This is a genomic window from Blastocatellia bacterium (genome assembly GCA_025055075.1).
GTDB lineage: Bacteria > Acidobacteriota > Blastocatellia > HR10 > HR10 > HR10.
The window spans coordinates 130,818-145,419 of sequence record JANWYV010000033.1 but is presented as its reverse complement, the minus strand read 5'-3'; the positions used below and the strand labels follow the sequence as shown (position 1 = coordinate 145,419).

The following is a 14,602-nucleotide window of genomic DNA, read 5'->3' as shown; positions in this document are numbered from 1 at the left end:
CTCAGTCCTCAAGGAGACGAAAATACAATATGTCTCGCAATGATCCTTCACGTTGTTCGCGGAAGACGGCGCGCACGCGTTTCCCGACGGCAATCTTACTCTCGTCGGTTTCATCTAGAAAGTGATAGAGACTCGTCGAAGCGCCATCCAATCGGATAATGGCGAACCCATAGGGGACGGGGCGCTGCTCCCCCGTCATCGGGTCAATGAACGGGATGCGCACGACAGTCCAACCGACGATCGTCCCCTCCGGGCCGACTTCGACCCACTCCTGCAGCTCACGATAGCAGATGCCGCATACAGGCCGCGGCGGAATATACACGCGTCCGCACTCCGGGCACCGCATTCCCATGATCCGCGCGTGATCGCGCAGCTCGGTGAAGAATCGCGTTCCGTAGTGACCGACCGCGTAGTGATATTCGGTGTTCAGAAAGAACTCGACGCGAAGCATCGGCGATTCCTCACTCACGGTTTCTCCTGACTGAAGCTTCGGCGATTCCCCACTCATGGTTTCTCCCGACTCAGAATCATAATATCGGTCCACGCATTCCCCCCATAGCCTGTCGCCAATGCCATCCGCGCTCCTTCGACCTGCCGCCGCCCGGCTTTCCCCATGATCTGCAAAGCCGCCTCGGCGACGCGAATGAGCGCCGTGGCCCCAATGGGATTCGTGGACATGACGCCTCCGGAAGGATTCACCGGCAACTCCCCAGTGAGCTCCGTGACGCCCATATCTATGAGCTTTCCACCTTCACCACGTTCGCAGAAGCCAAGGTTCTCGTACATGGCCAACTCCGCGAAGGAGGCGACCTCGTAGATCTCGGCGACATCGAGCTCTTTGCGTGGGTTCGTAATCCCCGCCGCTTGATAGGCGCGACGCGACGCTGCGATCAAACTCCGCATCTCGGCCAAGCGTTTGGGGCTATCCCCCATGTACTGCTGTTCGTGCGCTGTCGCGACGGCCTTGACCCAGGCTGGACGCGGACACAGCCGTTGCGCCTTCGACTCTTCGGCGAAGATGACGGCCACCGCCCCATCCGACTGCGGACACATATCGAGCCGCTTCACCGGATAGGCGAGCATCTCCGACTTCAAGACGTCCTCGACCGTGATATCAGGCATCTGCAAATGGGCGTACTCGTTGAGACATGCGTTGCGCCGTGCCTTGACGGCCGCTTTTGCCGCTTGTTCTTCAGTCACTCCGCTCTCGTGCATGTAGGTCGTCGCCATGACGGCGAAATTCCCAATCGCCCCAGCCATGATCGATCGTTCCCAGATGGGGTCGCCCACGGTCGTGATGGCCGTTTGCGTATGTCCCTCGGATTGTTTCTGAAATCCGATGGCCATCACCACGTCGTAGATCCCGCTGGCGACATAGTAATACGCCGCGATGGCCGTCGTCGTCCCCACCGTCCCTCCCGTATTGAACTTCACCGAGGGCTTCATGTATCCCCCCCACCCTTCGACGGCCCACAGCTCGGGAAAGAGGAACCCCTCGAACGGCTCCATGTTGCTGAGCAGCACAGCGTCGATCTGCTGCATTGTCAGATCGGCATCTTGCAGCGCGCGGATGACGGCCTCAGAGATCAACTCGCGGATGTTCACATCCAGCCGTCGCGCCGCATGCTTGGTCTGTCCCGTGGCGATGATGGCGACGCGTCGCGGCATACCCGTTCACTCCCGTCTCAGGATCACTACCGTTTGATTTTGACCACAGATACCACCAGCGCCGTGAGCCAAGGCCACGCGCGCCCCTTCGATTTGACGCTCCCCCGCCTCTCCGCTCAATTGCCAGTAGGCCTCGATAGCGCGAGCGAGTCCACTGACGGTCGGCGGATTCCCACAGAGCGGCCCTCCAGAAGGGTTGATGAACCCAGCCCGTTCTTGCGCGATCAACTCCACCGGCGCAGGATGGAGGCCGAGCGCCTCAATGGCCATCAGCTCTTCATGCGCATACCGTGCCGAGATCTCCACGACGTCAATCTCGTGGGCGGGATCGTTAATGTCCGCCATGGCATAGGCGCGCCGCGCAGCTTCCCGAAGCGCATCAGCCTCGGCCACGTCGCGCTCCGTCCAATAGGCGTCGGTGCAATTCCCAACGCCGACAACATATACCGGACAGTCCGTGAGCTGACGCGCTCGCTCCTCGCTCGCCAAGAGCAGGGCACACGCACCATCGGAACGTGGCGCTGCCTCCAGCTCGTGGATGGGATCGGCCAAAATAGGCGAGGCCAGCACATCCTCCACAGTGAACGTTCCGGCTCGCAGGGCATACGGATTCTTGAGCGCGTGACGATGGGCTTTCACGGAGACGAGCGCGACATCTTCCGGCGCGAGTCCTCGCTTCCGGCAGTAGCGGCGCGCTTGAAGCGCCGCGGCCGTCAATTCATCAAGCCCCAGGGGCCGTTGAACAAAAGGATCGAACATGAGCCCGGTGATCGCCGACGGCTGCCCCACAGATTCTTTGCAGTGGGCGACGACGAGCGTCAGGTCGAACTCGCCGGAGAGGACGCGCGCGACTCCATAGAGCAACGCCTGAAGACCATCGGCCGCGACTTTCGCCTCAGATTTCAAGTAAGCGCCCACGACTTCATTGATGGCCATCCCAGAGATGGTCTTCCCATCGTAAGCGTCTTGCGAGGCCGTCACCATGCTCTCGATCTCGTGCATCGAGATCTCCGTGCGGTCGAGCAGCTCCCGGACAACCCCATAGACCAGTTCGTTAAACGCGAGCGAGGCCTTTCGAGCCTCAAATCGCGTCTGCGTGGCTCCGATGATTGCGACCCGTTTCATCGTCCTTTCCACCGAGGAAGACGTTTTTCGAGGAAAGCGGCGATCCCCTCCCGCGCGTCTTCAGAGAGGAGCGCATGCAGGCAATATCGCTTCTCGATCTCCAATCCCTCCGCCAATGTCACCTCTGTCGACTCGACCAAACAGCGTTTGATCGCGCGCAGAGCCACAGGAGCTTGAGCCGCCAGACGGTGCGCGAATGCGCGTGCTTCCTCACGCGTGCGCTCCGGCTCGCACGCCCGCGTGATCAGCCCAATGGCTTCCGCTCGATCGGCGTCCACCAGCTCCCCCGTCATGATCAGCTCTGCGGCGCGCGCGCGGCCGATCAACCGCGGGAGACGCTGCGTCCCCCCCCCTCCTGGGAGGATGCCTAGCCGAATCTCCGGAAGCCCAATGCGCGGCGTTCCCCTGGACATGAAGCGAAAGTCTAAGGCCAGTGCCAGTTCGCACCCCCCGCCCAGCGCATGCCCGGTGATGGCCGCGATGGTCGGTTTGGAGAGACGTTCGATGTGGTTGAAGGTCGCATGCACCAGTTCGATCTTCCGCTCGAGCGGCTCTCGCTCGAACCGATACTCGGCCATCTGCTTGATGTCCGCGCCGGCGATGAAGATGTCCTCCACGCCACTGGCGAAGACGATGGCGCGCGTCTCTTCATCCGTCTCTAATTCCGCACTCACCCGAACGAGTTCCTCGTATAGCTCCGGATCCAATGTATTCTTCGGCGGCTTACACACGATCACCTCGGCCACGCCATCGGCCCGCGCGATCGTCAGGAAGCGATAATCGGACATCGCTCACTCCTCGAACTTGAAGACCTTCACGGCCGTATCCCGTAGGAGCGCTTGTTTCGCCTCAGGCTTCAACCCAAGTTGCTCTATCTGCGTGAGGCTCTCTTCATGCAGGATGAGCGGGTAATCCGTCCCCCACATGACCTTCCCAATGCCGCGCGAATTGAGGAAATGAACGAGCGACTTATCCCAATACCGAGGAGCGTGCCCGCTGACGGCGATGTACACGTTCGGATGCTTCCACGCTAAGGCGATCAGCTCCTCCACCCATGGCCATCCCGTATGGGCGGCGACCAAACGCAGTTCGGGAAAATAGAGGGCGACATCATCGAGGAGGATCGGACGACCACAAGCGCTCGGCATGAATTCGGCCGAATGACCGGTCTGAATCACAATCGGGATGTCCAGCTCCGCGCACTTGGCGTAGAAGGGATACCATTCGGCAGCGTTGAGCGGTAAACCAAAGCCATAGGGATGAATGTGCGCGCCCCGAAATCCATATTCCCGGACAGCATACTCGAGTCGCCGCACGCCCGCCATGCGCTCGAAGGGATTGATGCCCGCCAATCCTACGATCCGCCCCGGATATGCCCGAACGAGCTCGGCGATCTCCTCATAGGAGAAATCCGCCCCCATCTTGTTCTTCCGGTAGAACGCTTGCTTGAGCGCCGGCACGCACACTTTCTCGATGCCGAGCCGATCCATCATGGCGATAAATTCGCGGGGCTCATAGCCCTTCATGTTGGCGGCGCGCCCCCACTGGATCCCCATCATGAAGTAGACTTCCTCGTTATCGAGGAAGAGATGCTTGATCCCTGATGGCGTGAACGGATTACACCAAACGTCAATGGCTCCCTTCATGCGCTCCCTTCCTCCGCACGTTCGTTCGGCTCCTCCGCTAACTCGATGAGGATCTCCCCCCTCGTCCCCATATTGAGGAACGCGATCTTCCGCCCATGCAGTCCTGTCCGCGGCTGCGGATCGAGGACGCGCGCCCCTTGTTCCCGAAGACGCGCCAGCTCCTCCTCAATCCCCGACGCGTGAAAGGAGATATGATGGATGCCCTCGCCACGCTCGCGGAGCAGGCGCCCGACCTTCGTGTCCGGATCCTTGGCGCTGAGCAATTCCAGATGCACGCCCTCGATCTCGAGCACAGCGACATCCGTCCGCGACTCCGGCAAGAAGCTCCGTTCCAGCAGCGTCGCACCCAGTAGCCGCTGAAATCGCTCGATGCTCGCCTCCAGGTCCGTGACCAAAAGCGCGATGTGATTCAGTCCGCCAATCACCGCCACCTCCTTTTACCAAACGCTCGTTTGGTAACTTTACTCGATGGGAGAGCCGGTTGTCAAATCGGTTTCCCCTGACGGGCACGGGGGATCGGTCTCGCACGCGTAGAAGATGCGAAACACGGTGTTGAACTTTTGGAACCCCGTGACGAGGGCGAAGTACATACCCACCTCTACCAGCTCCTCATCGGTCAGCTCTCGCTTCACCTCCTCGAGGACCGTCCCCTCCAACACCGCCTCCGCCCGATGCGCCATCAATTCGGCCACGCGCAGGATAGCACGCTCGCGCGATGTGAACGGTCCGCGCTCGGGATCGTCAACGCCCTCGACCTTTTCTTCAGGAATGCCGTTTCGCCTGGCCCAGGCGAGGTTGGCCGCCTTTCAGTACTCGCACCCATTCAATCGCGCCAAGCGCAAGCGCGCTAATTCCTTGATCTCAGACTCGACACGACCGTTGAGCAGCGAGAGGTAGAACTCGTGAAAGGCGCGAAAGGCCTCAGGCCGATGGGCGATGACGCGGGCGAAGACCGTATCGCCAATCCACGCCTCATACATGGCCACAAGCTGTTGCAGGTCCAAGGGAAGATCGCTCGTCTTTTTCAATTCCACGGCCGGCATCTCTCTCCTCCTTGGAGCATCGCCCCATCGCTGACGGCGAGGGGGCGACGGCTCAAAACGTGAATCGCAGGGCGAGTTGCGTCTTGAAGGCATCACCGACGGCGCGCGGCGTGTTGAAGGTGGCGATCGGCGGTTGCGCCAGCGTCGGCCGCCCCCACACGGTGAAGAGATCGGTGATATTCACCCGATTGAAGAGATTGTAGAACTCCACAATCGCCTCCAGGTTGGAGCGCTCAGTGATCCGGAAGCGTCGCACGACGCGCATGTCCAACGATAGGAAATCATCCCCCCGATGGGTATTCCGCCCAAGCGTGTCCGGCCGATCCGTAACAGCGTTGAGATCGCGATTCACATCCGAGCCCACCGTCACGTTGAAATATCGAGGGCTTTGTGCCGTCGCGATCACATGCACTCCGAATCCCCTCAGGAGCGGGAATTGCCACGGTGCTTCCGCACTCAGCGTCACGATGAGGCGATGCTTGGCATGCTCGGCCGAAACCGCTCGATCCAACCGTGTATTGTATGGATCTTCAGGTGCGATGAACGTGCTGTTGCCCGCCCCATTGTCGATCGCCCGCGAGAAGACATAGCTGGCCGTCAGCCCGAAGTGACGGACGAACGCTCGACGCACAGTGAGCGTCCCCGCGTGATAGATCGAATATCCGACGGGCTGTCCGATATGGGTCACGCCGAATCGCGTATCGTAGAGACGATTCTGATAGTCGTTCTTCCCATTGGGCAGGCGCGCGACGGCCGGCCGCAGGTTATGGTTGATCAAGAGCGGCAGCTTGAACGAACGCAAGCCCGAGTACCCAACGGTCACCGCCCAGGACGAGGAGAGCTGTCGCTCCAACTCCAAGCTCCACTGCTGGGCATACGGATTGGGCATATCTGGAGCCGTGACGACAACGAACTGCGGCGATGGCCCGGTGGGAATCACCCCCCGCCGCACATAGTTCAGAAAGGCTGCCGTCGCCGCATCCGTTCCCGTGATGATGATGGGAACGACTGTGTCCGGCAGCGGCTTGTACTTCCGAACGAAGGGATTCGCCCGGGTGTATTCCTCATTGAAGCTCGGGAAATTGGAACCATGGACGAATCCGTCAAGGATCAAATAAGGGTGGTAGCGATCGGAGACGAATATCCCATAGCCACCGCGAATCACCGTTGGACGGAGCTGTCCAAAAGAGTAGGCGAATCCCACGCGAGGTTGGAAATTGTTATGATCTCCCTCGGAGAGTGCCGTGATCCCCCGAATCCGCTCGACGTCGTACCGAATCCCATAGGTGAGAGTGAAATTCCGGCGCGCTTGCCATTGATCCTGCACAAACCACCCGAACTGGTCCGCGTCCATGAACAGGCGCAACCGATACTGTTCCGGATGGATGCGGATTTGAAAGACGAGCGGTCCGTTCGGTGCCGTGAAGGCCGCTAGGCCAGGGATGACGGCCAGGGAGCCGGGGGTGACGTGGTTCATGAGATCCGTCCGCAGGTATTCGGCGCCGAACTTCACGTGATGCGCGCCGCGCAGATAACTCGCATTGTGGAAGAGGTGCCACCGCTTCTCATCGAGTCCTTGCTCATCAGCGGCCTCCACTCCAGTAGAGAATGCCCCCACGATGGCCAGCTCCACCAGCGGCACTCCCGGCCGTGGCCGTAATTGATAAGCATGCTTAGCGAAACCGAATCCTGTCGTCATAACGAAGCGCGGCGAGAACGTGGAATTCAGCGTCATGACCAGCCCTTGGTCCCGCAGCGTGTGATGGCGCGCCGCCAGTGTCGTGATCGGTTCCCCTGTCACTCCCGATGCTCCGATCCGATCATTCCGATTCTCCATGTCATAGAAGTTGTAGCGCACCTTCCCCATGTGCTTCTCCCCTAAAGCGAAATCCGACCTCACCAAGAACTGGTCCACATCCGACGTCTGCAACACGTTGGGCGTCTCCTGCTCCGGATACCCGAGCCGCTGCAACACGGCGTTAACGGCTCCCAGATTCTGCAGATAGACCGCTGGGAATCGCGGCGCCTTCGCCTGCCGCTGGCCCTCGTAGTTGCCGAAGAGGAAGACCCGATCCCGCCGTAGGGGACCGCCAATTGTCCCCCCAAACTGCCCCCGCCGAAAGGCGCTGAAGCCCGGCGTCGTCAAGATGTCCGTCTTGTCCAGCTTGTCGTTCCGCAAGAACCCATATCCGCTCCCCCGCCACTCGTTCGTCCCCGAGCGCGTGATCACGTTGATGATCCCCCCCATGGCATGCCCCTGCTCGACCGTGTACAAGCTGTTGACGACTCGAAACTCCCGTACGGCTTCGAGCGAGTAGAAGGATTTCACGACATTGGCCGTCCACACATACGCATCGGCTCCATCCATCGTTTGGTAGTTGAATTGATAGCGTAGCCCACTGAAACTGAACTGATTCTCCTTGTAACGATCGCCCATGTACGCTCCGCGTCCGCTGGCGGCACTGGCCGGAACGACCTTGGGCGTAATGAGGGTCAACTGCACGAAATTCCGCGTGTTGATCGGCAAGGCGTGCACTTGCCGCTCGTCCAACACCTGCGTGATCTCCGTCCGCGTCGGCTCCACAAGCGGTGCTTGGGCCGTGATCTCCACCATCTCCTCGACCGCCCCAACCTTCAATGTGATGTCCACAGTCGCCGCCTGCCCCACGGTCAACGCGATGGGGATCACGCTCACGGCGAACCCCCGCGCTTCAACGCGCACCTCGTATCGCCCCGGCGGAAGTGAGATCGCGCGATATCTCCCATTCTCGTCTGTCTCCACGCGTTGACTCACCCCCGTATCGAGATTCCGCACGCTCACCTGCGCCCCCACAACGACATTCCCTGCCGGGTCCGTCACTATGCCGCTCACGCTCGCCATCGCTGGCGTCTGTGCAGCGAGAGCGGCATTCGCAGACAAAACCACGATGCCCACTAGGGCACAAAGCCACGCCCATGTTCGAGTGGATTTACTCACGCTCTGTCTCATTTTCTCCTCCTTTCTCCCTGCTACGGGTAGTGGTTTCTCCCCCCGTACAGGGGGTGGTCAAAAGGCGGACCCTCACGCGTGCTCGGAGACCGAGGGCGGCTCCTCCTCACTTACGCGAAAGACTTGGCAAGTATTTTTGAGCAACGGCAGCCATCGCTGGCGGTGCTCCTGCTCGGAGAGGTTCCCCAACCCCTCCTCGCTCATGCCGGTCCGCCGATCAATCAAATAGGTGGCTGTGAATCGAACGGCCGACTGCGCGATTTCCACCAGATGGACGCAACCACTCGTTCCCCCCAGCAGCTCCGCGATCCGCCGATTGATCCCCCGCCCGATGACTTCCCCCTCCAGACGGGCGACGTTCGCCAAAGCCGGCAGACAAAGCGTCGGGTAGGGCCGCTTGATCATCTCAGCACGCGCCTGAAGGATGCGTCCGGTCTCGACCTCCACGATCAGCTCCAGATGAAAGCTGTGTTCGACATCCAAGAGCGATCCCTGTACGCGGAGGTTTGGCCCTCGATCGTCGAAAATCTTCACGTTGACGTTGCGTTCGAGGATCTTCGTCATGCGCTCTTGCCATGAAAATACGGCACGACCTCGCGTCCAAAGAGGGCGAGACATCGCAAGACCTGATCCCACCGAGGCCCTTTGGGCAACCGGAAGCGAAGGACGATCTCATCTACGTCATATTCGCGCGCGTACATCTCAATCTGGCGGATGCATTCTTCAGGAGACCCGAGGATGAAATGGCGACTGGCGCGCTCGATAGTGAAGTCGGATTCGGACTGGAATTCCGGGTGATGCGTGAGGATGCCCCAGCGGAAATAGAAGAGCCATTCCTCGATGGCGAGTCGCCCAAATACCTCTTCGGCTTCTTCTCGCGTGGGCGCCACCCATCCATCGCGCATGAGGACGACCTTCGAGGGACGACCGGCCGCGCGCGCAGCCTCTCGATAGAGCTGAACCTGTGCGAGCCAAACCTGGCGATCTAGTGGGAACGGGTCACTGCACCACGCATCGCCAATGCGCCCGGCTCGCGCAATCGTCTTCGGGAACATACCGCCGACCCACCATTCCGGCATCGGCTTCTGATAGGGCTTCGGCGTCAGCATGATCTCATCGAACTGATAGTACCGACCGTGATAAGAGAACCGCTCCCGGGTCCAAGCGAGCTTGATGATCTCGACCTGTTCTTCGAATCGCGCGCCCCGTTCGTGGTGAGGGATGCCGAACATTCGGCTGTACCCGGAGTGGTACCCAGCGGCAACGCCAAAGATGACGCGCCCGCGGGAGACCTGATCAATCATGGCCACCTGTTCAGCCACGTGAATCGGGTGATGGAGCGGGAGCACAAGAATATAGCTCCCCAATCGAATGCGGCTCGTTCGAGCCGCGATGACCGAGAGTAACACCAATGAGGAAGGGAAGAAACACTCAGTCCGCCCATGTCGCTCGGGGACGACGATCGAATCGAATCCCCCTTCCTCGGCCAGCTCGATCTCGCGATAGAGTTGATCTATGAACGCGCTCACCTCTTCGCGCGTCGGGATCGGGCGATTATAGAATCCGGCATGTGTATCCAGGAGATAATGCAGCTTCACGACTCCCTCCTCGTGATCCTCTGCCAGCGCGATCCGCCGATCATTGACGGAAGTGTGGGATGACTTCTCTTCCGAATAACTCGATGCAGCGCATCGTCGCGCGATGGTCCGGCCCCGTCGGATGACGGAAATAGAAGACGATATATTCGCACCCAACCTCGCGGCGATATCGTTCGATCTCGGCGATGACTTCGTCCGGCGTCCCAGCGATCACCCGATTGGGAGCCACGCGCTCATAGGTCCAGTCCTCGTCGCGAGCCGTGCGCACCCAAGGTTCCCACTGAGCATTGAAGCGACCGGATTCAAAAAAGCCGAGGTGCTTGTAGAACAGATGGTAGTCTCGAACAGTCGGCCACCACAACTCGCGGATCTCTCGGGGATCATGCGAGACCCATCCATCGCGGATGAGCACGATTTCGATTCGATCCGAGTGACCGTGCTCGATCGCCGACTGCCGGTAGATATCGGCCCAAGCCCTCATGACCTGAATGACGTGCAGCGGATCGGAGATCCATCCCGTGCCTAGGCGTCCGGCGCGGCGCAAGGCAGGTTCGCTCATGGCACCGATCCAGATAGGGGGATGCGGCCGCTGCACGACGCGAGGCGTGACCTGGACGTCTTTCAACACGAAGAATTCCCCTTCGAAGGAGAAGGGCTCACCGCTCCAGGCGCGCCGCAGGATCTCGATTTGTTCGACGAATCGCCGGGTGACCCCTTGCCGCTCGACGCCAAAGAGCCGGAATTCAGACTCGACGAGATTGAGGCCAACGCCGAGGATGACGCGCCCTTTCGAGATGTTGTCCAGTACGGCGACCTCCTCAGCCACATGGATCGGATGCCATTCGGGAAGCTGCAGAATGGACGTGCCCACGCGCAATCGCGTCGTGCGGGCTGCTATGGCGGCCAGAAGGACCAGTGGTGCGCTCAAATATCCATCGGGCATCATGTGATGCTCGGGCACGAAAACCGCGTCGAACCCGACAGCCTCGGCCAATTCAGCTTCCTCTAAGATCTCGTCATACAGCGCCGCGATCCGCGCCCCGTCAGGCGGATCCTGTGTATTGACAAGCATGCCGAATTTCATTCCACATCCTCCCGGGACCGACACGAGGGGGCGCGCCTTAAGGGGACGCGTCCCCTCAACCTGGCCTCCTCTTCACCACGTCAATTTCAGCGCGAACTGAATTTGCCGCGGCGTCCCAACAGTGCTGGTGATCCGACCTGCCTGCGGATTGCAGGAATGAATTTGCGCTTGCTCGGCCGTCAGCCGGCACGGAAGCGCCTCCAATTCGGCCGGCGTCGGAGCGCGCCGAAACTGTGGGACGAAGCCGACGTAGAGCTGATTGAACGGGAGCCCGAAATTGGGATGGTTAAGGACATTAAAGGCCTCAGCGCGAAATTGCAGGCGGACGGTCTCCCGAATGGGAAATTCCTTCGAGAGCCCGACGTCGAGGTTCGAGAAGCCAGGCCCGCGCACAGACGTGCGCGGAGCGTTCCCCAAGCGACCGGGCTCTTGCAGCGCGAACGCCTTCGGATCGAAATACCGATCCACGCGCCCGATGACGGGGTTGGCCCGCAGGATGTTCGGTCGATCGGGGAAATCTATGTTGTCCCCGACGCCCGTGATGCCGAATCCGGCCAACACGGAGAAGGGGTATCCGCTGCGGAATTCACCGAGAGCGGTGATCCTCCACCCACCAAAGAGCGCCTGCGCGAGACCGCGCGCGTCGCCGAGGAATCGTTTGCCGCGCCCTACGGGCAGCTCATACACGGCGTTCATGGTCGCGCGATGCCGAATACTGAACAGCGATTCCGAGCGATCCAACTTGCGATCCAACGGATATTGACTCGCTTGCGCGACGCCACGAATGATGTTGTTAGAATTGAAGGCGTCAGACTCCGAGAGGGCTTTGGAGAACGCATAGGAGCTTTGGAACGTCAAGCCCCCGGCAAGCCGACGTGCTACCTGAATGCTCATCGAATGGTAGTTCGCCGTCGTATCGAAGCGCCGCGCATAGAGGGAGAACGCGATCCGACTCACGGCTGGAGCTGCCGTCCCGCATCCTCCGGTGAAGATGGGCCTCCCGTTCTCGAATCGGCACGGGAGATTGTGATTGGCTTCGATCTTCCGCGGAATGTGATAGGACTGAGACCCCGCGTAGGTGAGCGTCAGACTCAACCTCGCCGGCAGCTCGCGCGCGATCTCCAGATGCCACTGAATCGAAGTGGGCGAATTGACGGGATCGAGCAACCCAGTGACCAACCCCACGTAAGGCGTCGGCCGTGTACACGCTGCACACTGGGGAAATGGAATTTGGGGCAAGAACCCGGGTGCCAACGGTTCTCCGAAGAAGGTGTTGAGCACCGGCTGTGGCGCGTTCCATTGAAGAATGCCTTGAGCTGTCCCCTCGAAGCCCAAGAATTCATTAAAGACCCCGAAACCCGCGCGAATAACCGTCTTGCCATTTCCGAAAGGATCGTAAGCGATGCCCACGCGAGGTTGGAACTGCGTGAGCGAGTAGTTATCATAGGGCTGGCCGACAGTGACCTGCGTATCTTCAGGACGCCGCCAATTGCCCAACTTGTTATGGATGTCTTTGAGGATCGGAACCTGGAACTCATGCCGCAGTCCGAGCGTGAGCGTCACTCGGGGAGAGAGCCGCCAAGCATCTTCTACATACCAGGCGAAGAGCGTCGTGCGAATGCCAAAACTGGCATCAGCCCCATCTCGGCGGATGATCAAGACGGAGGGATTTGCCGCGAGCAAATCGTTTAATGTGAGGAAGGTGTAGCTTCCCCCGGGGATGACGGCCGAATTCCAATTCCACTGGAAGCGGTTCACCATCCCCCCAAGCTTCACTGTGTGATTCCCGCGTGTGTACACGAGGTCATCATTGAAAATGAAATTGTTCCGCACGAGCTGGAAGGGGCTGGCGTCATCGTTCCCGAGCAACGTCAATGTACCGCTGACTGTACCCGCTGTCCCTCCTCCAACAGAGATCACGCCAATCGTCTTTCGAGCCGGGTTGCCTGTATATTGCTCTGGGCGCAAGGAGACGGTCGGCTCGGTGGCTGCGAAGACCCTGGACCGCAGGAAGCTGAAGCTCGCCGTGTTGACAAGGTTGGGCGTGAAGACACGTGACCATCGAAGCAGGTAGTTCTGTACGCGATCTGTCCTCACGAACTCGAAAGTTGGGAAGTGAAAGGCAGCGACGGCATCGGCATCCGTCAGGGACCATCGACCAGCGAATTGATCCTTCGGCGAGAGCGCCGACGTGATATGAACGAGCCCGAAGTCCTGGCGCGTCGGTTGACGATTTTGGAAGATGTACTCGGCGATCCCCCCACCGAGATCGGCACCATTGGGCTTGGGATAGAGCTCCAGAATAGCTTTCACAGCCGGGGAGATGGCAACGGGGCGTCCTCCGGGACCGATGACCGGAAAGTCGCACGTTCCCCCGAGGCCTCCGTTTCGCGCGCATTCGCTCGGAACAAAAGAGATCTCCGTCACCGTCAGCCGCTGTCGCAATCCCTCGTAGTTGGTGAAGAAGAACGCGCGATCTCGACGGATGGGTCCCCCCAAGGCCGCTCCGAATTGGTTCCGTCGGAAAGGTGGTTTCTCCCGATCGAAGAAGGAGCGGGTATCGAAGATGTCGTTCCGTATGAACTCATAGGCGCTGCCATGCAGCTCGTTGGTGCCGCTGCGCGTGGCGAAACTGACGACAGCTCCTGAAGCCCCTCCATAAGCGGCACTGAAGGAACGGGTGATCACCTTGAATTCCTGAATGGATTCGACCCCGGGCATATCCCCCGCGGCAGCCGTCCCGGGAGCTGTGAAATTCCCGTTGCTGAAGTTCACGCCATCAATAAGGTAGGCTACGGAGGATCCCATCAGTCCGCCAGCACTGATGTAAGACCCCGTATTGGTCGCCGCGCCGAGCACGGTCGGCGGCGTGGCGTTGGTCATGCGCACAAGTCCTGGTTGCTGCGTGACCAGAGCCGTGAAGCTCCGCTGGTTCAGCGGCAGCTCGCGCACCTGCACCGGGAGGATGACGTTGCTGACTTCGACTTTGGTTGTCTCCACGACCGGGACGACTTCCGTGCTCACATCAACGCTCTCAGTCAGTTCGCCGACTTCGAGCGTCACCCGCACGGTCTCGGTCGCCCCCACCGTGAGAGTTACATCCCGAATGATCGTCCTTTTGAATCCCGGCGCTTCGACGCTCACGTCGTAGCGTCCGGCCGGGAGCTGGGAGATAACGAACTGTCCCTGCTCTCCCGTTATGGCTTCGCGGGTTAATCCGGTCTCCTGATTCTTGACGGCAACGCGCGCTCCGGAGACGACAGCACCGGTTTTATCCGTGACGTCCCCGGCGATGGTCGCAGTCGTCACCGCTCCTTGCGCGAAGACCGGTGATTCCCCCCACGAATTGCACACGAGCGAGAGCAGGGTGATCCAGAACAGAAGCACGCCGCTCTTTCCCATGGCCCTCACCTCCAGAATGGGAATTTTCCCCGCTGGGACTTATTGAA

At 60.1% G+C, this 14,602-nt stretch carries 13 protein-coding genes; all 13 read right to left on the bottom strand.

The features are described from left to right. Position 1: 1 nt before the first annotated feature. Positions 2–469 carry a Zn-ribbon domain-containing OB-fold protein gene (locus NZ746_08515; GenBank protein MCS6817409.1) on the bottom strand — a complete coding sequence of 156 codons (468 nt, stop codon included), beginning with the start codon at positions 467–469 and terminating at the stop codon, positions 2–4. Between the two features lie 35 nt (positions 470–504). Continuing rightward, positions 505–1,668: a thiolase family protein gene (locus tag NZ746_08510; protein ID MCS6817408.1), complete on the bottom strand. Its 1,164-nt coding sequence runs from the start codon at positions 1,666–1,668 to the stop codon at positions 505–507. 6 nt (positions 1,669–1,674) lie between these two features. Next, positions 1,675–2,793 (bottom strand): thiolase family protein, encoded by a 1,119-nt coding sequence (locus tag NZ746_08505; GenBank protein ID MCS6817407.1) that lies wholly within the window; start codon positions 2,791–2,793, stop codon positions 1,675–1,677. Then, positions 2,790–3,581: an enoyl-CoA hydratase-related protein gene (locus NZ746_08500; protein MCS6817406.1), complete on the bottom strand. Its 792-nt coding sequence runs from the start codon at positions 3,579–3,581 to the stop codon at positions 2,790–2,792. Before NZ746_08500 ends, NZ746_08505 begins: the two co-directional genes overlap by 4 nt. Before the next feature lie 3 nt (positions 3,582–3,584). Next, a complete protein-coding gene (locus NZ746_08495; protein MCS6817405.1) occupies positions 3,585–4,439 on the bottom strand; it encodes an amidohydrolase family protein in 855 nt (284 codons plus the stop codon). After that, positions 4,436–4,864 (bottom strand): VOC family protein, encoded by a 429-nt coding sequence (locus tag NZ746_08490; protein MCS6817404.1) that lies wholly within the window; start codon positions 4,862–4,864, stop codon positions 4,436–4,438. The genes NZ746_08495 and NZ746_08490 overlap by 4 nt, the downstream gene beginning before the upstream one ends. Before the next feature lie 36 nt (positions 4,865–4,900). After that, a complete protein-coding gene (locus NZ746_08485; protein ID MCS6817403.1) occupies positions 4,901–5,131 on the bottom strand; it encodes a hypothetical protein in 231 nt (76 codons plus the stop codon). Between the two features lie 114 nt (positions 5,132–5,245). After that, positions 5,246–5,482: a hypothetical protein gene (locus tag NZ746_08480; protein MCS6817402.1), complete on the bottom strand. Its 237-nt coding sequence runs from the start codon at positions 5,480–5,482 to the stop codon at positions 5,246–5,248. A gap of 52 nt (positions 5,483–5,534) precedes the next feature. Next, positions 5,535–8,471 carry a TonB-dependent receptor gene (locus NZ746_08475; GenBank protein MCS6817401.1) on the bottom strand — a complete coding sequence of 979 codons (2,937 nt, stop codon included), beginning with the start codon at positions 8,469–8,471 and terminating at the stop codon, positions 5,535–5,537. Between the two features lie 72 nt (positions 8,472–8,543). Continuing rightward, complete coding sequence (locus tag NZ746_08470) at positions 8,544–9,035, bottom strand: DUF2889 domain-containing protein (GenBank protein ID MCS6817400.1); 492 nt, start codon at positions 9,033–9,035, stop codon at positions 8,544–8,546. Then, positions 9,032–10,069 carry an LLM class flavin-dependent oxidoreductase gene (locus tag NZ746_08465; protein ID MCS6817399.1) on the bottom strand — a complete coding sequence of 346 codons (1,038 nt, stop codon included), beginning with the start codon at positions 10,067–10,069 and terminating at the stop codon, positions 9,032–9,034. The genes NZ746_08470 and NZ746_08465 overlap by 4 nt, the downstream gene beginning before the upstream one ends. A gap of 40 nt (positions 10,070–10,109) precedes the next feature. Further along, a complete protein-coding gene (locus NZ746_08460) occupies positions 10,110–11,153 on the bottom strand; it encodes an LLM class flavin-dependent oxidoreductase (GenBank protein MCS6817398.1) in 1,044 nt (347 codons plus the stop codon). A 72-nt stretch (positions 11,154–11,225) separates the two neighbouring features. Continuing rightward, on the bottom strand, positions 11,226–14,555 hold the full coding sequence (locus tag NZ746_08455) for a TonB-dependent receptor (protein MCS6817397.1): 3,330 nt from the start codon (positions 14,553–14,555) through the stop codon (positions 11,226–11,228). Positions 14,556–14,602: the final 47 nt, after the last annotated feature.